The sequence below is a fragment of the Streptomyces malaysiense genome (genome assembly GCF_000980885.2).
Taxonomy (GTDB): Bacteria; Actinomycetota; Actinomycetes; order Streptomycetales; family Streptomycetaceae; genus Streptomyces; species Streptomyces malaysiense.
Map to the genome: position 1 here is coordinate 64,402 of NZ_LBDA02000057.1, position 23,187 is coordinate 87,588.

The following is a 23,187-nucleotide window of genomic DNA, read 5'->3' on the forward strand; positions in this document are numbered from 1 at the left end:
GCGCGGGTTCTGATTTCAGGGGAGGTATCAGTGGGGCGGGACTTGGTTCTCGGCGGCCGGTACGAGCTGGCCGAGAAGCTCGGGCAGGGCGGCATGGGAACCGTCCATCGGGGGGTGGACCGGCAGTTGCGCCGCACCGTCGCGGTCAAGTTGCTCTCCTCGGAGCTGGCCCACGATCCGCAGTCGCGCGCCCGCTTCAGGCGGGAGGCGCACGCGGTCGCCGCGCTGAACCATCCAGCGGTGGCCACCATCCACGACGTCGGCGAGGAGCCGCACCCGGACGGCCCGCGGCCCTACCTGGTCATGGAGTACGTGGAAGGTGCCACTCTCGCCGAGGCCCTGCGGCGCGGTCCACTCCCCGTCGCCGAGGCGGTCACCGTGGCCTGTGCGGCACTCGATGCGCTGGGGCACAGCCACGAACGCGGCATAGTGCACAGGGACATCAAGCCCTCGAACATCATGCTCACCGGGCCTGACACCGTGAAGGTCCTCGACTTCGGCATCGCCAAGGCGTTCAGTGAGGTCGCCACCCGTATCACCGGCAGCGGCGCGGCCATAGGCACCCCTGCCTACCTCTCGCCCGAGCAGATCGGCGGCGCGGAGGTCGACCACCGGGCCGACCTGTACGCGATGGGGTGCCTGCTGCACGAACTTCTGGTGGGACAGACCCCGTTCCAGGGTGAATCGCCGTTCGTCGTCATGCATCAGCACCTCTACGCCGAACCCGAGCCGGTCTCCCGGGTCCGGCCGCAGATACCGTCGGCGATCGAGGCGGTGATCCTTCGCGCACTGCGCAAGGACCCCGCGGAACGATTCACCGACGCGGGCGAGATGCGGGCAGCCCTCGCCGACGCCCTGGCCCTGGCCTCCATGCCGACAGCCCAAGCCGGCACACTCCCGCCCCCGCCCCGGGTGACGAGGCCCGGTGGCCGTGCGGCTCTCCGGCGCAAGTTCCCTGTACCGCAACGGCCTTCAGCCGACAGCGCTCTGGCTCTGTTCGGATGCCTGCTCTCGGTGCTGTGCGCACGTGGCCACCTGGTGGACACCGCCCACTTCGGCAGGGTCGCCCTCGCGGCCGCAGCGCTGGGCGTGCTCACGCTGCCGTGGTCGACACGCCTGTCGTGCGCGCTGGGCTGGGGTCCTGTGGCCGAGGCCGTGGCGGTCAACTCCGAACTGAGGCGCGCCGAGTTCGGCTGGGGCCACTCCTACATCGCCATCGCCGCCCTGCTGGCGCTGACCGCCTCCTACTGCCTCGCCACGGCGGTACGTGGCCAGGAGCGCGGCGCCGGACCACTGGTCGCCTTCTGGTTCACCGCCACCGCATCGATCTGGTACTTCCTCGACGACCTGCGCAAGCTGTTCGTCTTCTACCTGCTGCTCCCGCTGACAGCCATCGCCACCGTGTCCTGGGATGCCGTCGTGCTCGTCCGGCGCCGCGCCGCGGACAGGCGGCCGGCACCGGAAGGGGCGGCCGGCGATGCGATGCCGCCTGGGCGACGGCTCACGGCCTCGTCGACCCGAAATCCCAGGGCGTGAAAGGCGGTGAGGTCGTCGAGGACGGTGAAGACGCCGCCGAGGAAGCGGGCCGGCAAGCCGTGGGCGACTCCTTGAGGGGGGACTCGCGCGAGGAGTTACGGGGGCACTGACCTGTGGTTTCTCTAGGAAACGTGCGTTGACCTGCGGAAACACTCCTCGGGACACGTGCTTGGGGAGGCGTTCATGCCGAGCTTTCGCGCCCAGTCGACGCCCAGGACTCCGGCAGCTGCTTCCGCGCGGCAGCGGCTTGCAGCTGCCCCGCCTGGAACGCAGGCACCCACGCCGACGGGTCCGACGGGTCCGTGCCGAGCGCCACCGCCGATGCCTCGTCCGGGAACAGCGACACCACCGTCTCCGCGCCCAGCGCGGCCAAGGCTTCCTGCCCGGGAGCCTGACGCGCCATCGACTCCACGACGACCAACGTACGTGCACCGGCCGCGAGGTCCACGTTGGTGCCGGCCCGCAGCGCGCCGTCGATGTAGTGGCGTCCGCTGATCGAGACGGGAGGCGCCGCGCCCGGGAACGCGCTGGAGGCCGCGACAGCGGCCGCCAGCGGGACGCCGCTGTCGCGATCCCAGACCACCGGCTCGCCGCCTCCCGCCTCCACGGCGGGGATGAGCAGGCGACGCTCAGTCGGCCAGGTGTCCGTGCCGACGAGTCGGCGTCGCGCCGCGACCAAGGCCCGCTCGGCCTCCGGATCGACCGCGTCGAGGGCGATCCGCCCGACCCGCCGACGGGCCTCCTCCGGTGGCAGGCCGGCACCGAGGACCGCGAAGACCTCACCCATGCGCTTCCGATCGGCCTGCGGCGGTCGGGGACCGTGGCCGCCGCTGCCAATGGGGTCGGCGAAGTGCGCGAGATCCCGGCCGGTGGCCAGCGCGGCGCCCACGATCGCGCCGGCCGAGGTGCCGACGACCAGATTCGCCGCGCCCAGGTCGACGCCCAGGCCGCGCAGGCCGTGGGCGAGTCCGCCCATCCAGGCGGTACCGACGAGCCCGCCTGGGCCGAGCACGAGCGCGCTGTCCGGTGAATGCATCGTTCCCCCATCCGTTGCTGTGGCGATCTCCACCCTAAAATGAATGACGAACAGCGACGTCTTGCGCCCAGTCGTCCGGCACCACCGGGTTACGGACCAGCCGCCGGGCAGGCTGCTGGGGTGGATGGCGGTCGTGAGCGTGTCGGCGACGACGCGTTGTCGGAGCACTTTCGGCGGGGGGATGCCCGGCACCGGGACTTGGGCCCGAGCGCTCGTGTCTGGTCGGGTAGCAGCGCTTCGAGCAAGCTGACGGCCTCGGCAGCGTTGCCTGATTGGGACTGCTGCAGGGTTGGGTGACACCTGACCCGGCTTGCTGCGATTACGCCTTCACCGAGGCGGAGCCCCCAAGGACACCGGCGAAGCTCAGGGCACATCAGTGCTCCAGCCCTGACGCATGTGCCCTCACTGCGACCTGACGACCCCTCCCGGCACATGACGAGAGCGGGACCCGAAGGCCCCGCCCAAACCGCAAGAAACCCAGCTCAGGGCCAAACCAAGCAATAAGCCTGATGCCCCGCCTCATGCAACCGATGGCTGAAGTCCTGCCACTCGGGCAGCGATTGGGGGCGGCGGGGCGCTGACCTGGGGTTTCTCGGTGAAGTGTGCGTTGACCTGCGGGAACTCGTCTCGGTAGTTCTCACAGGTCAACGCCGTTTCCCGGGCTCATGTGCCCTGGATGTGCCCTCGGCGACCCTGACCGTCGAGGGTCGACAACCGGATCAGTCGGCGACGATGTTCGCCGTAAGGATGCGGACGGCTTCACGAGTGTTGTCCGCGGCGAAGCGGACCTCTCGTACTTCCTGAAGTGGCATGCCAGTCTTGGGTGCCACAGGGTACGGCTCGCGCAGCTTGACGCTGAGCGTGGTGGAGTCGCCGATCGGCATCGCCAGGACGCCGTCGTCGATCTGGACGGCCCTGCGATAGCCGCTGTGCCGGGTCGTGCGGACCGATTCGACGAGGTCAAGCGGGATCACGATCTGTACGAAGTGAGCAAACCGCAGCACCATTTTGCCGTCGCCGACGCTGTGCGGGCGGATGGACAGTGCCGCGATGAAGCCGAGCACCCAGAGGGTTCCATAGATGGAGAGCGCCAGCAGGATGATGCGCACCACGGACCAGGGGACGAGGAACTCGACGGCGAGGATCTCCAGAGGCACGAGAAACACCATTGCCCACATGATTGGCTTGATTTCCGAGCCGTAGGTCAGGATCTGGTGGCCTTCCGGTGCGTCCGGCTTGCGGCGGATCCAGCGCCAAAGAGCGCGGAAAAGGCCGAATTCCATCCCCATCACCTTGGCCACCGGGGCAGGGAGCACGGTGGATAGCGCCTTGTTGAGGGCCTCCTGCCCGTCGGCCCCCCGGCTCCGGGAGGTCTTGTAGGCCCGCGTGGCAAGGGTAAATTCGGTGATCACGATCCCGGCCAGGAGGAGTTCGAGTAACAGTCCGACCGCCACCGCCTCGCCGAGGCTGAACACGCCGGTCCATACGAGGCAGACCTGAGCGAGGACAACGGTAGGTGCCGCCCAACGGGCGGTGGTCGCCAGGAACCTCCGCAACGTCAACCAACTTTCCTGTGGGGGGTGTTAGGTTCACTGGTTATTATTCCCGCTGGCTCTTCGTGGCTAAGCGACGCGAAGACCCGTACTGGCTGCTTTCTTTCGTAGACGCGGGCCGAAAAAGAGAGCTTTCCGGACGAGCCGCACTCACTGTTTCTGCCAGTCCTCTTCCACGACGATCCAGTTCTCGCCAGTGAGCTTCTGTTCGAGGAAGGCGTAGGGAAGGAGGCCGTAGCCCTGGACCCCCCAGCCGGTTCCCCAGCTGTTCCGGACGCGGAAGGCTCCCGAGCCGGTACCCCGGTCGTAGGGAGCGGTGTCCGCCTCGTCGTCGTAGCCGGTCAACAGCACCACATGAGGTCCCACCGACTGCTCCGTGGGCAGCTGTACTGGGATGACACCGCCGTTCAGCAGGGACATGGAGATCGACGGGCAGAGCCGGATCTCCACGCTCACAGGGATGCCCAGCGCGATGGACCGGCGCGCTAGGTTGAGCAGGCCGGCCCCGTCCGGCGCGCGCAGCGGACGCGCGATCGGGCGGGAGTGCCGCGCGGTGACGTGGCAGTGCTCGGGCGGATCCCGGTCGACCCGGGTCGGACCGAGTTCGTCGTACGGCCAGGCTGCCTCCTCGCACAGCCCCGACTCCGCCCAGGCACGGAAGCTGTGTTCCAGACGGGAGCCCTTACGATCCGCGGAACCGGCGAGTCGGCGCGAGAGCCGGTAATTGAAAAGGACTGAGGGGGTGAACTCCATCTGCTTGGCCCGGAGGGCGTAATAGCCGGCGATCGCCGTGGTGACCGCGGCGGTGCACAGTGGGACCTGCCCCTGGTCGATCACGGGCGGCATCCAGCCGGACAGGTCCATCCGGTGAGGGACGCTTCCGGCCGTCCACCAGGGAGGCGCGATCCCGGACAGCCAGTCGGCGTCGGCGGCCTCGGAGACCGTGGAGTCGGATTCCTTGCCGGCAGGGCGTGCCGTCGTCACGACGGGTCCCGGGGTGTGTCAGGGCCTTTCCCGGCGTTCCGGTTCTGGACCGTCTGGTTGATCCGCTTCTGGCGACGAGTGACAGCGGAGTAGAAATCGTTCAGGGCGGCCTGGTCGAAGTCAGACTCGGGCCTGCGCTCGGGCAGGAAAGCACCGGTGTCCGTTCCGCGGACGAGCAGGGCGCTGTCCTCGCCCGCGGTGGGAGAGACTCGCGGTGTGATGTAGTCGATTGCGAAGTTGAAACGTCCAGTATCGGTCTGGTTGGGGCCCGAGGCGTGGGCCATGGCCAGGTGGTGCACGGAGCACTGGCCGGCGTCAAGGAGAACGTCGACAGCCGCCGCCTCGTCGATGTCGACGGCGATCTCCTCACCGCGCATGATGTCCTCCAGCCCGGACCCGCCGAACCGGTGCGGCAACGCGCCGTGCAGGTGCGAGCCCCGCGCGTAGCGCATGGTGCCGTTGGCGATCGTGGTGTCGGTGAGGGCGACCCACACGCGTGCCGCGTGCTGCTGGTAGCCGTCCAGTCCGAGGTAGACGGCGTCCTGGTGCCAGGCGAGTGAGCTGCCGCTGTAAGCGGGCCTGATGAATAGGTTGGTGGACCACACCAACAGATCGGGTCCCAGCAGTGACGCGACGGCGTCGAGGATCGCGGGGTGGTGCACGATCCGATCGGCCCAGGAGGCGACCAGGTGGATCTTGGGGAAGGCCGCGTACCGTGCCAGGGCGCCGCCCACTGCGCTCACCGCACGCAAGTAGGTCTGGCACTCGGCCAGCGCCTGTTCGGCCTCGGCATGCGTGAGCGCGTTCACGGGGAAGACGAACCCGTCAGTGCGGAACCGTTCCGCGAGGTCGGGAGCGGTCGTGGTCATCGGGCAGCTACCTCCGGGACGGGCACGGTCTTGTACTGCTTGGCGTCCTGCCGCATCCGGTCCAGCAGGGCGAGCGCGTCTTCCCGCTTGGCATCCGGAGCCTCGGGGGACCGCAGGTAGCTGGCAAGGCGCTGTCGGTCGGGTTCGGGCATTGTGCCCTTCAGCTGGTGCAGGGCGGCGGCGGCGGTGCGCTGCGGGAAGTACAGGGCCTTGGCGCTCTCCAGGAACAGTTCCGCGTTGTCCTTGCTCACCACCCTCCGGCGCAGCGCCGCGTCGAGCGCGACGCGGATGTTGACCATGGGTTCGCACACCGGACGCAGCGACTCGCTGTCGAAGGTGATGGCGACCTCGTCGTCATCCTCCAGGGCGCCGGAGGCGTACATGCTGTACACGGTTCCGACTCCGGTCATGCCGTACACGTCGAGTTCGGCGGCCCGGAGGGCGCCCATGCTGGACGAGCCGTAGACGCGGACCCCGCGGTCCATGGCCCGCAGGATCTCCTTGGGGGAGATGGAGAAGCTCTGCAGGAACTTTCCGTCGATGATGCCGATGCGGCGCGGTGGCTGCTCCTGGGCCATGAGTGCGTCGATATCGCCGCGCTCGATGGGTGGCAGGAACTCGGCGCCGGGGAGGTGGGCCGCAGCCTCCTCGGGCGGCAGGCTGGGGCCGACGAACACGACCGTACGCATGATGTCTTCTTCCCTCACTGGGCGGAACCGGCGGTCCGCAGCTGCTGTCGGGCCGAGTTGATGGCGGCTAGGGCGTTGTTCCACGCCTGAGTGGCCCGAGGACCGAGCTTGTTGCGGTCGACAGTCCAGGACTCGATGCCGGGCACGATGACCCGTACGACTGTGGCGGGCACACCGGGCGCTGACAGGTCGACGGCAATGGCCTGGTCGAGGCCGCGGGCCCGCAGGCGCTGGAGCAGCAGCCGTACGTCGTCCATGACGTCCGTGCTGGGATGGGACGGGACGTCCTGGAAGCGAATGGGGCGTGCGGACGGCTTGATGGCCCAGGAGTCGGGATTCGCGCGGTTGCTGCGCCGCACGTGGTAAAGCGCCTTCTCGACGGGCTGCCCGGCGGCGGTGATGTCCTCGCGCATGGCCTGGATGTCCACCACGCGGGACTGGGCGACCTCGCTGATAGCACGTACGACGGCGACCTCGGCGTCCGGGTGAGTTCCGATGCCATGGTGGGAGCGGGAGAAGGAGTCAGCGACGTATTCCGACACCACTGCTTGGAAGCTCGGGATGCCCGTCGCCGAGGTGATGTTCTTCACCTCGATGGAGATCCCGGCGTCCAGGAACTTCTCCATGAAGAACTGTGCCCGTGGCGGAAGCGTCGACGCATCGAGGCTGGGGTGGCGCTCCTGCGCCCAGGCACGAATGGCGTCCCCGACGGGACCGCCTTCGTCGTCGGCGGCCAGCTTGCCGAGGCGGTTGGAGATGAGGTCGGCCATGGTCCAGTCGTCGCGCTCGACGAGTTCGCACAGGGCGTGGCAGATGGCCTCTTCCAGGGAGTTACCGGAGGCGATGCCGTTGGTCGTGGAGACGGGGTAGCAGGGGACCTCGTGGTAGCTCATGTAGTAGCCGGCCAGGAACTGCGGCACTAGGATATTGCGCTCGTGCATCAGGTCATAGCCCTCCACCCAGGAGATGGGGGTGTCGATGCGGTAGGCGTGGTGCAGCTCGAAGTTGCACGACCGGGGGTCAAGTACGATGCGTCCGGACTTTTCGAGTTCCGGGTAGGAGGCGATGGCGGCCGGCCGGAGGGGCAGGGCGGCGGCGAACCGTTCGGCGGCCTCCATGACGGCCGACGTCTTGGCGTCGATCTTCGTCGCACCCTTGCCGTTGTAGACAGAGATGATGTCGAACGAACGTGGGGCGATGGCGTTGTAGACGGGGATACCGACCCGGTCGAGTCCGGTGATGTCGGCGACCCTGGTCACGCCGATCCGCTTCAGGTGCGGGGCCATGCGTGCGTAGGTGGTCTCGGCGGTGATCTCGCGGTGCGGGCCGTTTCCGGTGATCTTGGGAACGCTGGAACGCAGTTTCAAAGCAAGGGCTCCTTGGTTGCGCTGTACACCGGGTAGGTCAGCGGCTGCCGACGGGTTCGAGGTGGGATGTGCCATCGCCGAAGTAGCGGTAGATGTAGGCCAGTTCCTGACCGGTGGTGATTTCCACGGGTTCGGGAAGCGCCCAGACGGCGGTGTACCAGTGGCTACGGGCGCAGCCCAGCCAAGGAGCCGTCGACAGGGTGGTGTTCGGCCCGAGGCGAGCCTCGAAGTGGATGACGACGGCGTTGGCCTCGCCCGCGCGATCGGCGGTGAGCGTGCACCGGGTCTCAAGCGGGCTGGCCATGTCCTGGTACAGGTCGACCTGGTACAGCTCGGTCGGCTTGGACAGGAACTCCCAGGTCTGCACGGTCTCCGGGCGCTCGTAGAAGCCGATGGAGCGTCGGCTGTCTGACTCGGCCATGGGGCCGAAGTCGATGCCGAACATCTCCTTCCAGCGAGCGAGATGGGCCTGGGTGACCCGGTGCTTGTCGAGAACGCCGTCGGGAATCCGGGCTAATGTTGCGAACGAGGTGAGACGGCCGGGGACCAGGCGAGGGGCGTCCGTCATCAGCCGGCGCCGGGCGTCCTGGACCGTCTCCCAGATCTGCATGTCCAGTGCTTCGTTGCCGACGATGTCCGTCAGCAGGACATCGGCCTGCTCGGGGAGTTCGAGCTGCGGCGACCAGCCTGGGATGAACTCGATGCGGTCGGCTACCCCGTTGCGCTCGGCGATCCGCCGGGCCAGATGGACCATGCCGGCTGGCTCGACCGCGTAGACCTTGCGGGCTCCCGCCTGCGCGGCGGTGATTGCCAGGATGCCGGAGCCGGTCCCAAGGTCGAGGACGACATCCCCCTCCTGGACCGTCTCGCGGACGGCCTGTTGGAAAGCGGCCTTGCGTACTGGGTCGTCCAGCATGGCGATGTGGACGAACGCGGCGTCGTAGCCGCCTTTGGGGAACGGCTGGTTGCTGAATCCTGCGGTCGCATCGGTGCGCAGCAGGCCCGCTTGGTGGAGCGAGACCACGGTGGTCAGCGCTTCCTGAGCGGCCCGGGGTCCCTTCAGCCGGGGGCCGAGCAGGGTCAGCGCCTGGCCAACCGTGCGGGGCTGGTGAAAGATGTCGAGGAGGCCGAGTGCGTCATGGCCGACCTTGAGGATCCGGCTCTCGAAGTGGATCTTCACCTCGTTGCTGGTGTCGACCTCTGCGATGAAGGACGGCGTCCTGTGGAGCACGGTTTCGGGTGTGAGTTTGGGCATCTGCTGATCACTGTCCTCGTGGGTGTGTGAGTCGGGCGGCCGCCTGCACCAGAGCGGCGGAAAGGGCCAGCTGGAAGTCGCCGAGCGAACCGGCTTCCCGGCGCCCCTCGGTGAGGGAGATGCCTTCCTTCGGCTCGACGATCTGGTAGCCGTCCTCGCGTAGTTGATCGACGTTGCGGCGTACGGCGGGCTTGGACCACATGGCTGCGTTCATGACGGGCGCGATGATTACGGGGCACTCGGCGGCGAGGAGGGTCGCCGTCAGGACATCATCGGCGATGCCGTGCGCGGCCTTCGCCAGGAAGTTCGCGGTGGCCGGCAGCACCACCAGCACATCCGCCCAGGAACCGAGGGCAACGTGCGCGGCGCCGCCGCCGGTGTGGTCCTCCCAGTCGGTCACCGGGACGTGGCCGGTGACGGCCTCGATCATGCGCGGCCCCATGAGGGCGTGCGCCTGCGCGGTCATGATGGTGCGGATCTCCCGGATTCCCACGGTGCCGCGCAGCCATGCGTTCACATGGGGGACCGCGACGGCGGAGAAGGAGCCGCACACCCCCCACAGCAACCGCACCTCGGCGAGCGCTTCCTGTGGGCCGCTGGCGCGCTCGCTCATCGGTAGATCACCTCTCCGGGAGTGCCCACGGCATGCAGGACGCCTGGAAGGGCCAGTTCACCCTGCCGCAGCAGTGCCTCGGCGCCCTGCTGATCGGACGCTGACCAGGCGCGTAGGGCCACGTGCTGGAGGATGCCAGCGGCGAGGTGTGTTGCCAGCCGTGCATGCTCGTCCTTGCTCAGCTGAACCCCCCGGGTCGTCTCGTAGCCCCTGATCGTCTGTTCGGCCCGCCGTTCCTGGAGTTTCCGCGAGCCCATGGCCGCGGCGGCCTGCACCAGGTCCCGCAGCAGGAACGCGAGGTCGGTCATGGGGTCGGCGATGCCGGCCTCCCGCCAGCCGAGCACGCGCGGAACGGTGCCGGGGACGCAGGAGCCGATTGACAGCCGACCGTGCACGACGGCCTGTGGACAGGCATACCCCGGTACTGAATCCGTGTCGGCGAGACACCGGATGCGTGGAGCTGCGTTTTGGTCCAGCCGGGCGCGCGCGGCGCGGATGCCCGCTGCTGCGTCCGGTGCCGCGTCCAACCAGGCCGGGCGGGGCCTGACCGGCAGGGCGCGCACCTGTGCGACGGGGATGGCGTGCAGGTGCGCAAGGAAGATGCCGAGCTCGCGGAATACCTGCACGTCGTTTGGGTCGGCTGCCTCATTGGGCGCCGAGCCGCTGAAGACGGCGTCGCTGAGCAGCGCCGGTGTGGCCACAACGGGGTGGATGGCGGTACGGGCGTCGGCCAGTTGCGGAAGGCAGGCGTACCGGGCGGCTGGCGTCGGGGTGATCGCGTCGGCGAGAGCGTTCAGCGCGTCGGCGTCGAGATAGGCGGGTGTGGCCTCCGGGATGCTCTCTCCCCAGCGGTACCCACCGTCGGCCCGAAGACAGACGCGGGTGACGAACGGGCCGGGAAGCGAGCGCACCGGCTGCCCGGCCTGCACAGTGGTGTGAGTCATCGAGCGGTGCTCCCTTGCGCGTTGAGGTACGGCTTCGCGGGATCGAGTCGCTCGGCCCGGTAGCGCTCCTCGATGGCGCCGAGCCGGTCCGCCGCGGTCGTCCGGCCGTCCCGCCAGGCCGCCACGAGCCCCTCAGCGACCAGCAGGCAACGATGCTGACCGAAGCTCATCAGTCGGCCGTGCCGCTGCTCGGGCTCGTCCGCCAGCCACCAGCCCCGGCCCAGCTCCAGCGCGAATGCGGGGCCGGTGTCCCGGAGCGTGCCGCTGTGCTCCCGGTGCAGGTCCGTCAACGCGCGCTCTTGCGAACGCCAGTCGTCCCGGTACAGATAGAGGACCATTGCGTCCCGCCGCTCGTACCCTTCCGGGTGGTTGGCCGCCTTCAACTGGTACGGGACACCCGCGCCGCACAACAGGTCGGTGATCGCACGCATCAGGCCGGCGGCCGCCGCCGGGTCCCGAGGCGCGTAGTACAGGCGTACGACGGGACGTTCGCCGTGGCGGGGCAGTCCCGCGTCACCGATGGCGAGGTACCAGCCGGGGTACATGTACGGGCGCTCGGGCGGAAACCTGACGCTCACCGGTTGCCCCGGTCCGGCCGACGGCGGCAGTATCTCCTCCGCGGTGACGGTCAGGGTCAGGCTGTTCTTGCGCACGCGGCACCTCTCCGGTCCCGCCGTGACCGTGCGCCAGTCAGAGTCCCAATACCCACTGCCCTGATTTGCTTCGGACAGGGCACGGGCCACGGCTGGGGCCTCCCGCCTGCGCGTGCCCAGCACCACGGGTGCGCCGTCGATGAGCCAGCGTGCCGCGCGGGTGTCGCCCGCGTAGTAGCTCAGGTACAGGAACCGGGACAGGTGGGGCAGGACGGGGAGATCCTCGGGCACGGACTCGACGCCAGGGGCGGGGCGAAGCTCTCCCCACTCGCGATGGTGGAAGGCTGACTCGTTCAGCACCTCCACGTCCTCGGCGATCGCGGCGAACGCCGCCTGGTATCGGTTCATGCGCCTGCCTTCCGGAGGATGCCGGGAGCGAGTAGCTCGGCCACGCCTCGGGGGTCGTTCAGCAACGTGCGGCCCACGAAGAGGCACAGATGCCCGATCTGCCCTAGTGAGCCGATCTGCTCCAACCGCCCGGCCGCGTACATCAGGACGGACAGTCCGGCGTAGCGGAACGCGAGGTCCCGCTGCTCCAGCGAGAGCGGGGCGCTGTGTTCGTATGCGGTGAGGAAAAGGCCGACGTTGCGTCGCACGGTGGCCCACGTGCTGGCGTCGGCCAGGCGGCCGGCGTCGCCCCGCACCGTGTGGAGCCACTGGATCAGGAACTGTCCGATGATGGTGCCCACGTCGAGCATCGGGTCGCCGAAGCCCGACAGTTCCCAGTCGACGAGCGCGACCTGGGGGCGCGCACCCTCGGCGTCCTTGACCAGGATGTTGTCGTCCCGGAGGTCGAAGTGCACCAGCCGCCTCGGGGTCCACTCCTCGCGCATCCGGGCCACACTGTCGTCGACCGCCTGCATGGTGGCCGCGTAGTCGGAGTAATCCATTCCCGGTCCGCTCGCGAGCTCGCTCGGGGTCAGGGTGACGAAGGAAGCGAAGGGAAAATCGATGAGTTGCGGACGGTACCCCGGGTCCGTGGTGAAGCGCTCGACCGTGGAGGTGTGAAGCCCGGCGGTCACGGAGGCCAGCGACACCAGTAGTGGTACAGGGATCTCGGGGAATTTCCGGCCGACATCCCGCATCGAAACGAAGCCGGTCTTTCCCTCCATGACGAGTGTTTCGGTTTCCGGGTCGGTTGCAATGAAACGAGGAACAGCCGTCCTGACGTGATGTGGAACGTCGGATTCGGGTATCAGTCTGAGCATTTTCTCTTCGTTGCCGGTTGCCGTGCCGACGGCTCTGGCCGTTGCTGGATCAACCTGTTTCAGGAAGAGTGCCGTCCCGTCCTCGAAGTGCAGCATTGCCACGCTGTTGCGAGCTGCGAACGTCTGTATCCGAACGATGCCGCCCCGGTCGATACCGAGCGAAGAGAGCCAGGAACGAGTCCGGGCCTTTTCGGGCCCGGACTCGTTCGGCAGCGCCCCGCACCAAGGCGAAGACATGCTGCCGCCCTCCCGTCCGGTCTTCGGCGACGCGACACCGGCTGGGCTGTGCGAAGCGCTTGTCATCATGAGACGAACGACTCAGATCAACAGTGGAAGGCCACCGTCGCGGCAGCGGCCATCACGCTGCCCTGAGCCTCCTCGTCGGGCGAGATGCCGGCCTTCTCCTCCAGGAACGCCTGCAGCTCCTCCGGGCTGACGCCCGCGAGCTCCTGCAGGGCCTTCTCGCCGGAGGCGGGGTCGATGACCGCGCGCTGCTCGTCGGTCATCGACGCCTCGGCGTCCTGGATCTTGCTGACGAGGTCGGCGAACGCGGTCTCGTCCACCGCGGAAACCATTGCTTCAGACATGTGATCCTCCTGATTCGGCCCCTGCCAGTCGGCGGGGGAATCGAATGGACGGATGTGATCTAAACAAACGTTCACCCTCCTCTGTCAATGGGTTTCCAGTATTCCGCTTGTGTGTGTTGGGAATTCAAATTCGGGCATGCGAATGAGCCTGTCGGCGATTTTCCGGCAGGCGATTGTGGAGCTGTCTAGCTAAGTGGGCGCGCGGAGATTCGACGTCGTGAGGGTTACAAGGGTGCGGGAATCTAGGAGCTGGCGCGCGTGCATGACGAGTGAGTCATCAGAAGCCCCCGTGGCCAATCTCGTGGTCGTGGCGAGGGTAGGCATATGTCGGCGGCTGTGGCCAGGGGCTGCCTGGTCGGCCGAAAAGATCAAGACGTTCCGGAGGTGCGATCCTCGGTCATTGCTGGCTTGCGAGTATCCCATTTGGCGGAAACGGCACGCAGCTGATCGAGGGGACTTCTGGTTGAGGATTTGGCCATCTTGATTTCGGGCGTCGAAACCCATCTGATCGGTGCCATGGCGAGATGTGGACCACCGCGACGGCGTCTTTGTCCCTGGTGAGAGGCGTGATATGCGGCGGCAATGCTATTGCGGACACTCACCGATGATGGCTTGATCAATGCAGAAACGGGCACACTGCTTCATGCCAACACGACTCGCTGGGCTGTTCCGGCCGGGACACTGCAACAGAGCCAAGCATCCGGCACCGGAAGATGGAAGGGGCTCAAGGTCGGTGAAGAGGCTGACGATGCCACATTCTCCGCCCACGAGCGGGACTGTCTGAAAGACGCTTCGGTCCTCACACGGCCCGCGCCCCGGTCGAGCACGGCTTTGCCCACCTCAAGACCTGGGGGTTCTGGGCAAGGTCTGCACCGACCCGAAGCGGGCAACCGTGCTGGTCAGGGCCCTGCTGGTCCTGACGACGGGCCGAAGCCTTCACCACGTCGGCTGTGGTTTATCGAGGCGTAGCCAGGACGGGCACTGATTGCTTCAGGCGAACGTAAGCGCGCGGAAGGCGTTGCGGACGTCGGTCAGGGGCTGGCGGTCACGGGTGTAGTAGAGCTTGTTGGTCAGCAGTACTGCCCACCGTCCTTGCTGGGGCGAGATCCACATGCCGGTGCCGGTGAAGCCGTAGTGGACCCAGATGCCGTCGGCGAGGTGCGTGCCAGGGGCGGGGTGCCAGAACAGGCCGCGTACAGGTTCCAGGGTGCCGGTCTGGACCGTCAGCGACTGTCTGGTCCAGGCGGGGCCGAATCCGGCTCGCGCCAGGCCGGTCGAGGTGTCCAGCATGTAGCGCAGGAAGACGGTGATGTCGTCGAGGGTGGTGAAGGCGCCGGCGATGCCGCACACTCCGCCCAGGAGCCGGGCGGAGAAGTCGTGGCCGATGCCCTTGAGATGAGTGTCGGTGTCCTGGTCGAGTTCGGTCGGCGCGCACCGGGCGGCGATCTCGGCGGGCAGCGGTCCGAACCGCGTGGAGTCCATGCCCAGCGGCTGCCAGGTCCGTTCCGTGGCGAGCTGGTCAAGGCGTCGCCCGGAGAGGTATTCGGCGAGGTATCCGAGGATGAGGGCGGCTCGGTCGGTGTACTCGACGGCCTCGCCGGGCGGGCGGTGCAGGGCCTCGTGGAGGACTCCGTCGCGGATGTCCTGGGGGTCGGTGCCGTAGAGGTTCTTGAGCTGGGCGCGGAGCGGTGCGCCGGCCGTGTGGGTCAGCAGGTGGCGGGCGGTCACGGCGCCGAGTGGGTGGCCGTCGACCTCGGACCAGAAGCCACCGAGCGGGGTGTCGAGGTCTAGCTTGCCTTCCTCCCACAGGGCTCCGACGGTTGACCACACGGCGAGGATCTTGGTGAGGCTGGCGGCGTCGAAGACGGTGTCGGGCTGCATCGGCACGTTCGGCTCGTTGGGGTCTAGGACCCCGGTGGCGCCGTGGGCGCGGGTGCCGGTGGCGTCACCGACTGCCCATACGGCGCCGGGGTAGACCTTGTCGCGGACGCCTTCGTTCAGGAGGGCTTCGATGCGGTCGGTGCTGTACGTCATGGTCTCCCTGTTCGCCGTGGGCAACCCGCCGGATCAGCGTAGTGACGCGGGCAGGGCCGGTGGGGGAATGGCGTGTCGGACGTCGGATGCGGGGGCTGGTCCGTGGCTTTCTCAGGTGAGCTGGCGGCCAAGGTCGGCCAGGGCCTGGGCGGTAGTGGTGAGGGGGTAGCGGGCAGCGTTCGCGTAGCCCGCCTGTCGCAGGGCGGGCAGCAGGCCGGGGGCGGTCCGTAGGCGGTCGAGGTCGCGGGCGAGTGCGGCGGAATGGGTGAAGTCGGTGGCCACTCCGGACGCGGCGACGACTTCGTTGAGGCCGCGCACAGGTTGGTACAGGACAGGCAGACCGCATGCTTGGGCCTCCAGCGCGACCAGGCCCATGGCTTCCAGGGTGGTGGACGGCATGACCAGGACGTCGTGCTCGGCGAAGGCATTCCACAGCTGTGGACGGCGGAGCCAGCCGAGGTACCGGGCCCGCACTCCGGTCCGCTGGAGGAGCGGGGCCAAGGCGTGGAACTGGGCTTTGGGGGCGGCGATGCTCAGCTCGACTCCTAGGATGGGTGCCAGGCCCGTGATCAGGTGCTCTGCACCCTTCTCGGCGGTCAGCCTGCCTGCGTACAGCAGCCGTAGGTGGCTGGTGGGGGTGCGGGAGGGCCGGGATGGGGGATCGGTGAGCAGGTGGTCGGGGACGCCCCATGGAATGCGGACGACCTTGCGGCGGTCGATCTGCGGGGCGAGCTTGAGAAGGCGGTCGGCCATCGCACCGGTGGGGACCACGATCGCGTCGGCGGCCCTCGCCGTCTCGCGCAGGACTTGGAGCTGGTCGCGGTGGGCCTCGGCGAAGATCAGGTCGGTGCCGTGGACCAAGGCGATCCTGGGGTGGGCCGGCAGAGCCCGGAGCAGGGCGGGCGTGGCGCCGAAGGTGAGGTGCTGCAGGTGCAGTACCCCGATCTGGGCTGGATCGATCGCGGTCACCAGCGCCCGGTGCAGGGCTGCGACGTAGCGGCTGAAGGCGGCGCCCTCCAGGCACTTGCCGGCGACGGTCAGCAGGTCGAGCCCGGCGGGAAGGTGGGCTTTGGGGCGGGTGGGGGCCAGCATGAAGGCCCGTGCGGGGATGAGGGGCCTGTCGCCGGTGTACAGGGCGAGGAAGAGTTCGACACTGCCGCCGGGACTTCCGGCTGGGAGGTCGAGGAAGCTGGCGGCCAGCGCCCCCGCTGCCGGGCGGACGAGGGGGCTCACAGCGCTCCTCGGGGGATCTCTTCGTACAGGCGGGAGATGTCGATGCCGTGTGTGGCGGCGTACTTGGCGCGCTGCTGCTGGTAGCTGGCCGGGGTGGTGAGGAAGACGAGCTTGCCGAAGGTCATTCCCGGATAGACACGGGCGGGCTTGGCGGCGCGGATTTCCAAGGTCCAGCGGATCGCGTGGCCCTGGTGGCCGAGTGGCGCGGAGACGTGGACCCAGATGCCGAGGGCGCCGATGGTGCGGTTGCCGTTGAGAAGTTGGGCATACGTTTCCGAGCCGGTCCTCTCCAGAGTAACGCCGAGGTAGAGCACGCCGGGCTGCAGGACCAATCCGGAGGCGGGATGGCCAGTTTGGTGAAGGCGGTGGGGATGGCGGCGTCCAGGTCGCCGTCGCAGATGCGGATCGTGTCCCCCAGCCGCCAGTCGTAGGCATTGGGGGACAGGCGTGCCGGGTCGTAGGGCGCGATGGTGATCTCGCCTGCGCTGACGGCGGCGGCAATGGCGGAGCCGGTGAGGATCACGAGGCGCCCGCCTGCACGTGTGCCGCATCCCGCCAGTAGCGGGAAGGCTGGGGGCAGGCGGCGCCCTGGTACTTGCCTCGGTACAGGTCGACGTCCCCGGTGGAGACGAAGAACATGATCTGCCCGATCTTCATGCCCGCGTACACCCGCAGAGGGCGGATGGGGGACAGCATCAAAGTCCACTGGCCGTGGAATCCGATGTCACCGAGAGGGGCGGTGATCTCGACGAATAACCCCAGCCGTCCGACCGAGGAGCGGCCGAAGAGCAGTGGGACGAAGAGGTTCGAGCCGACCTCCTCGACGGTGTGGCCGAGGTACAGCTCGCCGGGCTGGAGGACGTATCCGTCCGTGTCGATTCGGATCGAGTGCGTGGGGTTGGCGTGGTGGGCGTCGATGACCTTGGTGGCGTACGTCAGCAGGGTGGCGCCCAGGCGGACGTTGTAGCTGTTGGGGTTCGTCTGCTTCGGGTCGAACGGGGTGATGCGAAGGCGTCCGTCGGCGACGGCCGTGTTGATCTCGGGCCCGGTGAGGATCATTGAGCGCCCCCTTCAGAAGCGTCGGCAGAGTCAGCGAACGGGACCGCCAGGACGCTGCGCACCGCCTGGCCCAGACGCAGTCCGGCTTGATGAGTGCGGCCGCCGAGATAGGTGTCGGCGATGTAGTCGGTGGTCAGCACGATGCGCGCTGTCAGTGGCAGGGGTGTGGGCGCGACGGCCAAGGGGCCGACGCGTTCGACGAGATGAGCGAGCAGCTTGGCGTGGTCCTCGGACTGATCGTCGGAGAGGAAGGCGTGGACGAGCTGGTTGCCGAAGGGCTCGATGGCGAGCAGCTCGCCGAGGGTGAGGACATCGCCGAGCGGTACGGGGCGCAGAGCGGTCTCGTTGAGGATGACCGCGTTCGCTCCGAGGCCGGTGTGCAGGCGGGTGGCGATCTCGCCCAAGAGGAGGCGCCGGTCCAACGGGGTATTGAGATACGGCTCGTTCACGATGCCGAGCTGGCTCCCCAAGGTGCTGCCGACGAGGGCGATCTTCTCCTTCAGTACGGCGAGGTCCTCGGGGATCAGGGACGTGTCGGGGAAGGTGCCTACGCGGACGGCCCAGCCGGCCCCGACCGGCTCGGCGGTGGCGTACCCGACGCCGAGTTCGTGACCCTTGACGACAAGGGTGTCGCCGACGGGCACGGGGCCGTAGGTGTCGCTGTGGCAGTGCCCGGCGAAGATGACGTCCGCGAACGGGCAGGCGGCGGCCAGCTTCAGGTCCTCGTCGAAGCCCGAGTGGGACAGCACCATCCAGGCGTCGGCACGGTGATGGTGCTCCAGCATCACTTCGCGCAGGGCCTGGGCCGGGTCGGTGACGTGGTGGCCCGTGCGCTGGTTGGCAGGGATCGCGTTGAAGGCTTGCAGGCCGATTACCGCGGTGACGGCGACGCGCCGGCCACCGATGTGCTCGATGCGCACGCGGTCGAAGAGCGGCCTGCCGCTGCCGTCGGCTGCGTTCGCGCACACGGTCATCGCGTGCAGCTGCGGTTCGAAGTAGTGCGGCCAGCCGTGGTTTCCAGGGGCGAGCAGGTCGTACAGGCTGGTGAGAACCTCGCACTCGATCTGCCCCTGGCCGAAGCGGTAGAAGCCGGTGCCTTCGAAGAAGTCGCCGCAGTCCACGACCAGGCTCTCGGCCCTGGCTGCGTGGAGGTAGCCGAGCATCGGAGTGGCTTGTGCGAAGGAGGAGTGGACGTCGGTCGTGGCGGTGATTCGCTGGAGTTGCCGGGTCATGGAGTGACCTCGCAGATGTCGGCGCCCAGGGCATGCAGTTTGGTGGGCAGGTCGGCGTGGCCGCGCCGGAGCTGTTCGAGGCCGCCGAGGGTGGTGACGCCGCTCGCTGTGAGGCCGGCGATGAGCAAGGCCGAGCCCGTGCGGATGTCGGTGGCCTCCACGCCGGCGCCGGTCAGCTGTTGCGGCCCGGTGAGGCGGCATTCGGTGGGCGAGAGCTCGTGGATCTCGGCGCCGAGGCGGGCGAGCTGGGGGAGCAAGTTGCCGTGACGGCCGGGGTTGACGGTGTCGGCGAACAGGTGAGTGCCGGGCAGTCCGAGGGCGAGGGCCATCAGCGATGGTTCGAAGTCGGCATCCAATCCGTCGGGGGAGAGGGAGGCGATGGCGCGCAGCGATCGCCCGGTCGGTTCGACGTCGTGGGCCCGGATGATGAGAGCATTGCCCTCGATGTCGGCAGGCACTCCGAGCCAGTTCAAGGCGGAGACCAGGGGAGCGACGTCGTCGCCGCGTACGCCACAGATGCGTGCCTCTCCGCCGGTCGCTGCGACCGCACAGGCCAGGGTCCCGGCTTCGACCTTGTCGCCGGGCACCGACCAGACGGTGGTCTCGGTCGGGACGGAAGTGGGTGGTGACAGCGTCAGGACCGACTCACTGACCCGGCACTCCCATCCCGCCACCTGCAACGCCTCTACGACGCTGATCACTTCAGGCGAGAGATTGGGGTGGCCAAGGCGCAGAGGCCGGCCGGCTACGACCGCGCGCAGGAGGGCAGCGACGCTCGCCTCACGAGAGCGGAATGGCAGCACCACGGACACGGTTCCGGTCCCACCAGTGGCTGCTTCCACGAGGTAGCCGCGTTCATCGACCGTTGTGCGGTCGCCGAAGCGCTCGTAGACGTTGAAGTGCTGCTCCATCCCGCGTTCCCCGATCCGGCAGCCTCCCGGCCAGGGCAGCCGGGCCCGCCCGGACGCGCCGAGCAGGGCCGGTACGAGGTAGTACGACGCCCGGATACGGGCGGCGACCTCGGGATCGGGGCCTGGCTGAGGCTTGTCGCTCGGCAGGATCACGGTCGTGTGCGGATCGCTGACCGGACGGGCCGTGTGCCAGCCGGCCTGGTGGAGCAGGGCGAGCATGGTCTCGACGTCCGTGTTCGACGGGACGTTGCTCAGTTGCACCGGATGGTGCAGGGCCGCGGCGGCGGCCAGCAGGGGCAGGGCCGCGTTCTTGGAGCCGTCGACGGTGATGGAGCCGGCGAGTGGGCTGCCGGGTCGCACGGCGACCACTTCTGCGGCGACGGGGGGAGTGCGTACGGCTGTCAACGGTCAACTCCTCTGCAGGGGAAGGTATGTCGCGGTGGGTAGTGGGGTGCTGACCTTGAACTCGGCCCAGCAGCGTTTGCCGGGCGGCAGCGGATCGAAGCCGTGACGGTCCGCGAGTGCTGCGACGAGGAACAGCCCGCGTCCGCCTTCCTCGTCCACATCCGACAGGCAGACCTGTGGGACGGCGGGGTTGGCGTCGTTCACCTCGATCCGCAGTCCGATGTCGCTCAGGCAGGCGCCGGCCGTGATCGGGCCGCTGTTTGCGTGCCGGACCGCGTTCGCGATGAGCTCTGCGGCCACCAGTTCTGCCGCGTCCAGGAGTTCGGGGCCGAGGAAGGCGCCGAAAGTCCGTATCCCGGCCGCGAGCTGCTGGCGCGCGGACGCTGCGGCAGCTGGCGTGCCGGAGACGGGAATCCGGATGTGATGCGCTTCCATGAGCGGCCTCCTGGTCGGTTCGGCCACTCCACGCAACCGCTCCGGAGGCAAGCGGAACCAGTCGGTGTGCCGGGGCTGCATCACTTATGCAGGAGCTGCATCACTGCCAAATGCCGCTCGGTTACTCTCGGTTGAGCAGGCAGGATCGGCGACGGCAGAAGGGGCCGTGGCACAGATGGCCGAGGCACAGAGTGAAGCGAGACGGATCGGCGAAGTGATCCGTCAGGCACGCGTGTTACAGCGGCGCTCGCAGGGGGACGTTGCCGCCGCGCTTGGGTATCACCAGTCGAAGGTGAGCCGCCTGGAGAGCGGCAGGGGTACCGAGGACGTGCGAGTGCTGCGCGAGATCGCTCAGGTACTGGAGATTCCGCCGCAACGTCTCGGCCTCGCCGCCGCTTCTGATGCCAGCCCCGCCGAGCCCGGAACAGAGGACATGCACCGCCGTACCTTCCTTGCCGCGAGCGTCGCCGCGCTCGCGGCTCCGCCGTCGTCGAGCGCGGCACATCACGACCTGATCCAAGTCCTGTTGCCAGGCACGAGCCCCGCGGCAACCGGGCAAGCCGTGGGCCTCGACGAGCTGCGGGACCGGGCACGGGCCGTACGCCGGATGTTCTGCACGTGTGACTACGCGGAACTGGAGCAGACCTTGCCGGGTCTGATCGCCGACCTGCGTCAGGCCGCCGGAGGCTCATCCGGCTCGGCGGAGGCGTCCGGGCTGCTCGCGACCGCCTACCAGACATCGGTGAGCCTGTTGCTGAAGCGGGCCGATCAGGGCAACGCCTGGCTCGCGGCCGGTCGGGCCATGGCCGAGGCGGAACGGTCCGGGGATCCCGTCGTCCTCGCCGCGAGTGTCCGCGTCCACGCTCACGTCCTCGTGCGGGAGAAGCACACGGCCCAGGCCGTGAACATGGTCCGCCACACTGCCGACCAGCTCACCGGCTCCTACGACCAGCGCTCGCCCCGGTACCTGGCAGCGGTTGGTCTGCTGTTGCTCCGCGGGGCGACCGCCGCCAGCAGAAACGGTGACCGCGACACCACCCAGGACTTCCTCACCGAGGCCAAGGAAGTTGCTCGCTACGTCGCCTTCGACCGGCCGGACGCCTGGGCGAACTTCAGCCCTACCAACGTCGCACTCCACGAGATCAGCGCAGCCGTCTCCTTCGGTGACGCCGGCATCGCCCTGGAAACCGCACGGCCGCTCATGCGGCGGCACATTCCTGTCCCCGAGCGTCGGGCCGCGCTGTGGGTGGAGACCGCCCGCGCCTACAGTCAGCAGGGCAGGCTCGCCGAGGGCTACCAGGCCCTGCGTATCGCCGAGAGCTGCGCGGCACAGGACATCCGCCGCCCGGCCGTACGCGAACTGGTCGCCGACATGGCAGCCCGCGACCGCCGCCGGGCACTGCCCGAGCTGCACCACTTCAGCCGCCAACTGGGAGTGCCCGCGTGAGTGATCAGCCCGACAAGCCGTTCCTCCAGATCGTGGTCTGCGCGTCCGGGGTCGCCGCCGACGTCGGCAAGCTGATCACCGCAGCACATGAACGGCACTGGGACGTCGGCGTGATTGCCACCCCACAAGGACTTGGCTTCCTCGACGCGGAGGCGGTCGAGGCGCAGACCGGCCGCCCCATCCGCTCGGCCTGGCGATCACCGGGCGAACCGCGCCCGACTCGGCCCGCGGACGCGATCGCGGTCGCTCCGGCCAGCTTCAACACCGTCAACAAGTGGGCTGCCGGGATCTCCGACAATCTCGCCCTGGGCGTCCTGTGCGAAGCACCCGCCATGGGCATCCCGGTCGCCGTGCTTCCGTACCTGAACTCGGCCCAGGCCGCCCACCCCGCGTACCGCCAGAGCCTGGAACGGCTACGCGAGATGGGCGTTCTGATCGGCTCGTACGAACCGCACCGGCCAAAGGCCGGCGGCGGGGCCGACCGCTACCGCTGGGAGGAAGCTCTGGAGCTCCTCGCGCCCAAGCTGTCCGCACCGGCCTGATCAGCGCCGCCGTGTCGGTGACCCCTGTGGTGGCCGAGCAATGGCTGTCGCGGGGTGGACCGGCACGCTGGGCCGTTGCATGGCGCTGTGGGCCCTGGCTGCCTGGGCCCAAGGACCGGGAACGTGGCGCTCGCCGAGGCGGCGGATACGCCACGTCAGCGCGCGGGCGGGACTGCGGGCGTCGTCCAGGGTGCGTTGGTGCAGCGCTTGGCCGAGGACGGAGGCTGCGTTATGTCCTGCTGCCTCTGCCTCGGCGAGCACGGTGGCGAGTGCGTCCCAAGCGGGGTCGTTGAGGATGCGCTCGGCGTGCTCCGGAACCACATCCTGAAGGTGGTGGGCGAAGCGGCGCTTGGTCTGCGGGCCGGGTGCCCGGCTGGCGAGGCCGACCAGGACGGGCTCGGCGGTCCGCGCGTACGCGGTCTGTAGATGGAGGAGGGCCTGTTCGGCTGCCGCCTCCTGCTGGGCGTGCTGGCGGGTGCACCCACGCCTTGCGCCGACCTGCCCCAGCACCAGCTCGCCGCCCCTCCCGCAGTCCTGCTGCTCCCGTGGCTGACGCGCGCCGCTGCGACCCACGCCACCCCAGTCCCCAAACCCC

At 68.6% G+C, this 23,187-nt stretch carries 21 protein-coding genes and 2 pseudogenes; 3 read left to right on the forward strand and 20 right to left on the reverse strand.

Annotated features, from left to right (window positions below; genetic code table 11):
• Nucleotides 1-30 precede the first annotated feature (30 nt).
• Complete coding sequence (locus VT52_RS24840; RefSeq protein WP_053055419.1) at nt 31-1,536, forward strand: protein kinase domain-containing protein; 1,506 nt, start codon at nt 31-33, stop codon at nt 1,534-1,536.
• Nucleotides 1,537-1,717: 181 nt separating this feature from the next.
• Here VT52_RS24840 and VT52_RS24845 read toward each other — a convergent pair whose 3' ends face one another.
• The 19 genes and pseudogenes from VT52_RS24845 to VT52_RS24935 all read right to left on the reverse strand — a co-directional run bounded on the left by VT52_RS24845 (nt 1,718) and on the right by VT52_RS24935 (nt 20,603).
• The gene (locus VT52_RS24845; RefSeq protein ID WP_206306601.1) at nt 1,718-2,605 is read right to left on the reverse strand and encodes a patatin-like phospholipase family protein; all 888 of its coding nucleotides are present in this window, start codon (nt 2,603-2,605) and stop codon (nt 1,718-1,720) included.
• 686 nt (nt 2,606-3,291) lie between these two features.
• Complete coding sequence (locus VT52_RS24850; RefSeq protein WP_046417323.1) at nt 3,292-4,047, reverse strand: hypothetical protein; 756 nt, start codon at nt 4,045-4,047, stop codon at nt 3,292-3,294.
• A 228-nt stretch (nt 4,048-4,275) separates the two neighbouring features.
• Nucleotides 4,276-5,109: a C1 family peptidase gene (locus tag VT52_RS24855; protein ID WP_046417235.1), complete on the reverse strand. Its 834-nt coding sequence runs from the start codon at nt 5,107-5,109 to the stop codon at nt 4,276-4,278.
• Nucleotides 5,106-5,978 carry a phytanoyl-CoA dioxygenase family protein gene (locus tag VT52_RS24860; protein WP_053055418.1) on the reverse strand — a complete coding sequence of 291 codons (873 nt, stop codon included), beginning with the start codon at nt 5,976-5,978 and terminating at the stop codon, nt 5,106-5,108. Before VT52_RS24860 ends, VT52_RS24855 begins: the two co-directional genes overlap by 4 nt.
• Nucleotides 5,975-6,667 (reverse strand): TfuA-like protein, encoded by a 693-nt coding sequence (locus tag VT52_RS24865; RefSeq protein ID WP_046417234.1) that lies wholly within the window; start codon nt 6,665-6,667, stop codon nt 5,975-5,977. The genes VT52_RS24860 and VT52_RS24865 overlap by 4 nt, the downstream gene beginning before the upstream one ends.
• Before the next feature lie 14 nt (nt 6,668-6,681).
• Nucleotides 6,682-8,034 (reverse strand): YcaO-like family protein, encoded by a 1,353-nt coding sequence (locus tag VT52_RS24870; protein WP_046417233.1) that lies wholly within the window; start codon nt 8,032-8,034, stop codon nt 6,682-6,684.
• Nucleotides 8,035-8,071: 37 nt separating this feature from the next.
• Nucleotides 8,072-9,289 carry a 50S ribosomal protein L11 methyltransferase gene (locus VT52_RS24875; RefSeq protein WP_240509869.1) on the reverse strand — a complete coding sequence of 406 codons (1,218 nt, stop codon included), beginning with the start codon at nt 9,287-9,289 and terminating at the stop codon, nt 8,072-8,074.
• A gap of 7 nt (nt 9,290-9,296) precedes the next feature.
• Entirely contained in the window at nt 9,297-9,902 is a 606-nt protein-coding gene (locus tag VT52_RS24880) for a flavoprotein (RefSeq protein ID WP_053055417.1), read from the reverse strand.
• Nucleotides 9,899-10,846: a phosphotransferase gene (locus VT52_RS24885; protein WP_046417232.1), complete on the reverse strand. Its 948-nt coding sequence runs from the start codon at nt 10,844-10,846 to the stop codon at nt 9,899-9,901. Before VT52_RS24885 ends, VT52_RS24880 begins: the two co-directional genes overlap by 4 nt.
• The gene (locus VT52_RS24890; RefSeq protein WP_046417231.1) at nt 10,843-11,847 is read right to left on the reverse strand and encodes a T3SS effector HopA1 family protein; all 1,005 of its coding nucleotides are present in this window, start codon (nt 11,845-11,847) and stop codon (nt 10,843-10,845) included. The genes VT52_RS24885 and VT52_RS24890 overlap by 4 nt, the downstream gene beginning before the upstream one ends.
• A complete protein-coding gene (locus VT52_RS35985; RefSeq protein WP_167377740.1) occupies nt 11,844-12,803 on the reverse strand; it encodes an aminoglycoside phosphotransferase family protein in 960 nt (319 codons plus the stop codon). The genes VT52_RS24890 and VT52_RS35985 overlap by 4 nt, the downstream gene beginning before the upstream one ends.
• Before the next feature lie 227 nt (nt 12,804-13,030).
• Nucleotides 13,031-13,294: a thioviridamide family RiPP peptide gene (tvaA, locus tag VT52_RS24900; protein WP_107481433.1), complete on the reverse strand. Its 264-nt coding sequence runs from the start codon at nt 13,292-13,294 to the stop codon at nt 13,031-13,033.
• A gap of 990 nt (nt 13,295-14,284) precedes the next feature.
• A complete protein-coding gene (locus VT52_RS24905; RefSeq protein ID WP_046417228.1) occupies nt 14,285-15,328 on the reverse strand; it encodes a serine hydrolase domain-containing protein in 1,044 nt (347 codons plus the stop codon).
• Between the two features lie 111 nt (nt 15,329-15,439).
• Nucleotides 15,440-16,561 (reverse strand): glycosyltransferase family 4 protein, encoded by a 1,122-nt coding sequence (locus VT52_RS24910; RefSeq protein ID WP_046417227.1) that lies wholly within the window; start codon nt 16,559-16,561, stop codon nt 15,440-15,442.
• Nucleotides 16,558-17,084: pseudogene (locus VT52_RS24915) on the reverse strand (dCTP deaminase). Before VT52_RS24915 ends, VT52_RS24910 begins: the two are co-directional and overlap by 4 nt.
• Nucleotides 17,081-17,620 (reverse strand): dCTP deaminase, encoded by a 540-nt coding sequence (gene dcd, locus VT52_RS24920; protein ID WP_046417225.1) that lies wholly within the window; start codon nt 17,618-17,620, stop codon nt 17,081-17,083. The pseudogene VT52_RS24915 and the gene dcd overlap by 4 nt, the downstream one beginning before the upstream one ends.
• Nucleotides 17,617-18,852, reverse strand: a complete 1,236-nt coding sequence (locus VT52_RS24925; protein WP_046417223.1) for a bifunctional UDP-sugar hydrolase/5'-nucleotidase — start codon at nt 18,850-18,852, stop codon at nt 17,617-17,619. Before VT52_RS24925 ends, dcd begins: the two co-directional genes overlap by 4 nt.
• The gene (locus tag VT52_RS24930; protein WP_046417222.1) at nt 18,849-20,132 is read right to left on the reverse strand and encodes a UDP-N-acetylglucosamine 1-carboxyvinyltransferase; all 1,284 of its coding nucleotides are present in this window, start codon (nt 20,130-20,132) and stop codon (nt 18,849-18,851) included. Before VT52_RS24930 ends, VT52_RS24925 begins: the two co-directional genes overlap by 4 nt.
• Before the next feature lie 39 nt (nt 20,133-20,171).
• Nucleotides 20,172-20,603, reverse strand: coding sequence for an ATP-binding protein (locus VT52_RS24935; protein ID WP_046417221.1), 432 nt, complete (start codon nt 20,601-20,603; stop codon nt 20,172-20,174).
• A 175-nt stretch (nt 20,604-20,778) separates the two neighbouring features.
• Between VT52_RS24935 and VT52_RS24945 the strand changes: the two genes are divergently transcribed.
• On the forward strand, nt 20,779-22,050 hold the full coding sequence (locus VT52_RS24945; RefSeq protein WP_206306602.1) for a helix-turn-helix domain-containing protein: 1,272 nt from the start codon (nt 20,779-20,781) through the stop codon (nt 22,048-22,050).
• Nucleotides 22,047-22,592 (forward strand): flavoprotein, encoded by a 546-nt coding sequence (locus tag VT52_RS24950; RefSeq protein WP_046417219.1) that lies wholly within the window; start codon nt 22,047-22,049, stop codon nt 22,590-22,592. Before VT52_RS24945 ends, VT52_RS24950 begins: the two co-directional genes overlap by 4 nt.
• Here the strand turns inward: VT52_RS24950 and VT52_RS38945 are convergent.
• Nucleotides 22,593-23,069 (reverse strand): annotated as a pseudogene (locus tag VT52_RS38945) (mobilization protein); the annotation flags it as partial.
• Nucleotides 23,070-23,187: the final 118 nt, after the last annotated feature.

Coding starts and splice junctions, on each gene's coding strand:
- VT52_RS35985 (WP_167377740.1), bottom strand. CDS start 12,803: ATGCTGCACTTCGAGGACGGGACGGCACTCTTCCTGAAACAGGTTGAT.
- VT52_RS24925 (WP_046417223.1), bottom strand. CDS start 18,852: ATGACCCGGCAACTCCAGCGAATCACCGCCACGACCGACGTCCACTCC.
- dcd (WP_046417225.1), bottom strand. CDS start 17,620: ATGATCCTCACCGGGCCCGAGATCAACACGGCCGTCGCCGACGGACGC.
- VT52_RS24945 (WP_206306602.1), top strand. CDS start 20,779: ATGGCCGAGGCACAGAGTGAAGCGAGACGGATCGGCGAAGTGATCCGT.
- VT52_RS24860 (WP_053055418.1), bottom strand. CDS start 5,978: ATGACCACGACCGCTCCCGACCTCGCGGAACGGTTCCGCACTGACGGG.
- VT52_RS24865 (WP_046417234.1), bottom strand. CDS start 6,667: ATGCGTACGGTCGTGTTCGTCGGCCCCAGCCTGCCGCCCGAGGAGGCT.
- VT52_RS24880 (WP_053055417.1), bottom strand. CDS start 9,902: ATGAGCGAGCGCGCCAGCGGCCCACAGGAAGCGCTCGCCGAGGTGCGG.
- VT52_RS24935 (WP_046417221.1), bottom strand. CDS start 20,603: ATGGAAGCGCATCACATCCGGATTCCCGTCTCCGGCACGCCAGCTGCC.
- VT52_RS24875 (WP_240509869.1), bottom strand. CDS start 9,289: ATGCCCAAACTCACACCCGAAACCGTGCTCCACAGGACGCCGTCCTTC.
- tvaA (WP_107481433.1), bottom strand. CDS start 13,294: ATGTCTGAAGCAATGGTTTCCGCGGTGGACGAGACCGCGTTCGCCGAC.
- VT52_RS24905 (WP_046417228.1), bottom strand. CDS start 15,328: ATGACGTACAGCACCGACCGCATCGAAGCCCTCCTGAACGAAGGCGTC.
- VT52_RS24885 (WP_046417232.1), bottom strand. CDS start 10,846: ATGACTCACACCACTGTGCAGGCCGGGCAGCCGGTGCGCTCGCTTCCC.
- VT52_RS24890 (WP_046417231.1), bottom strand. CDS start 11,847: ATGAACCGATACCAGGCGGCGTTCGCCGCGATCGCCGAGGACGTGGAG.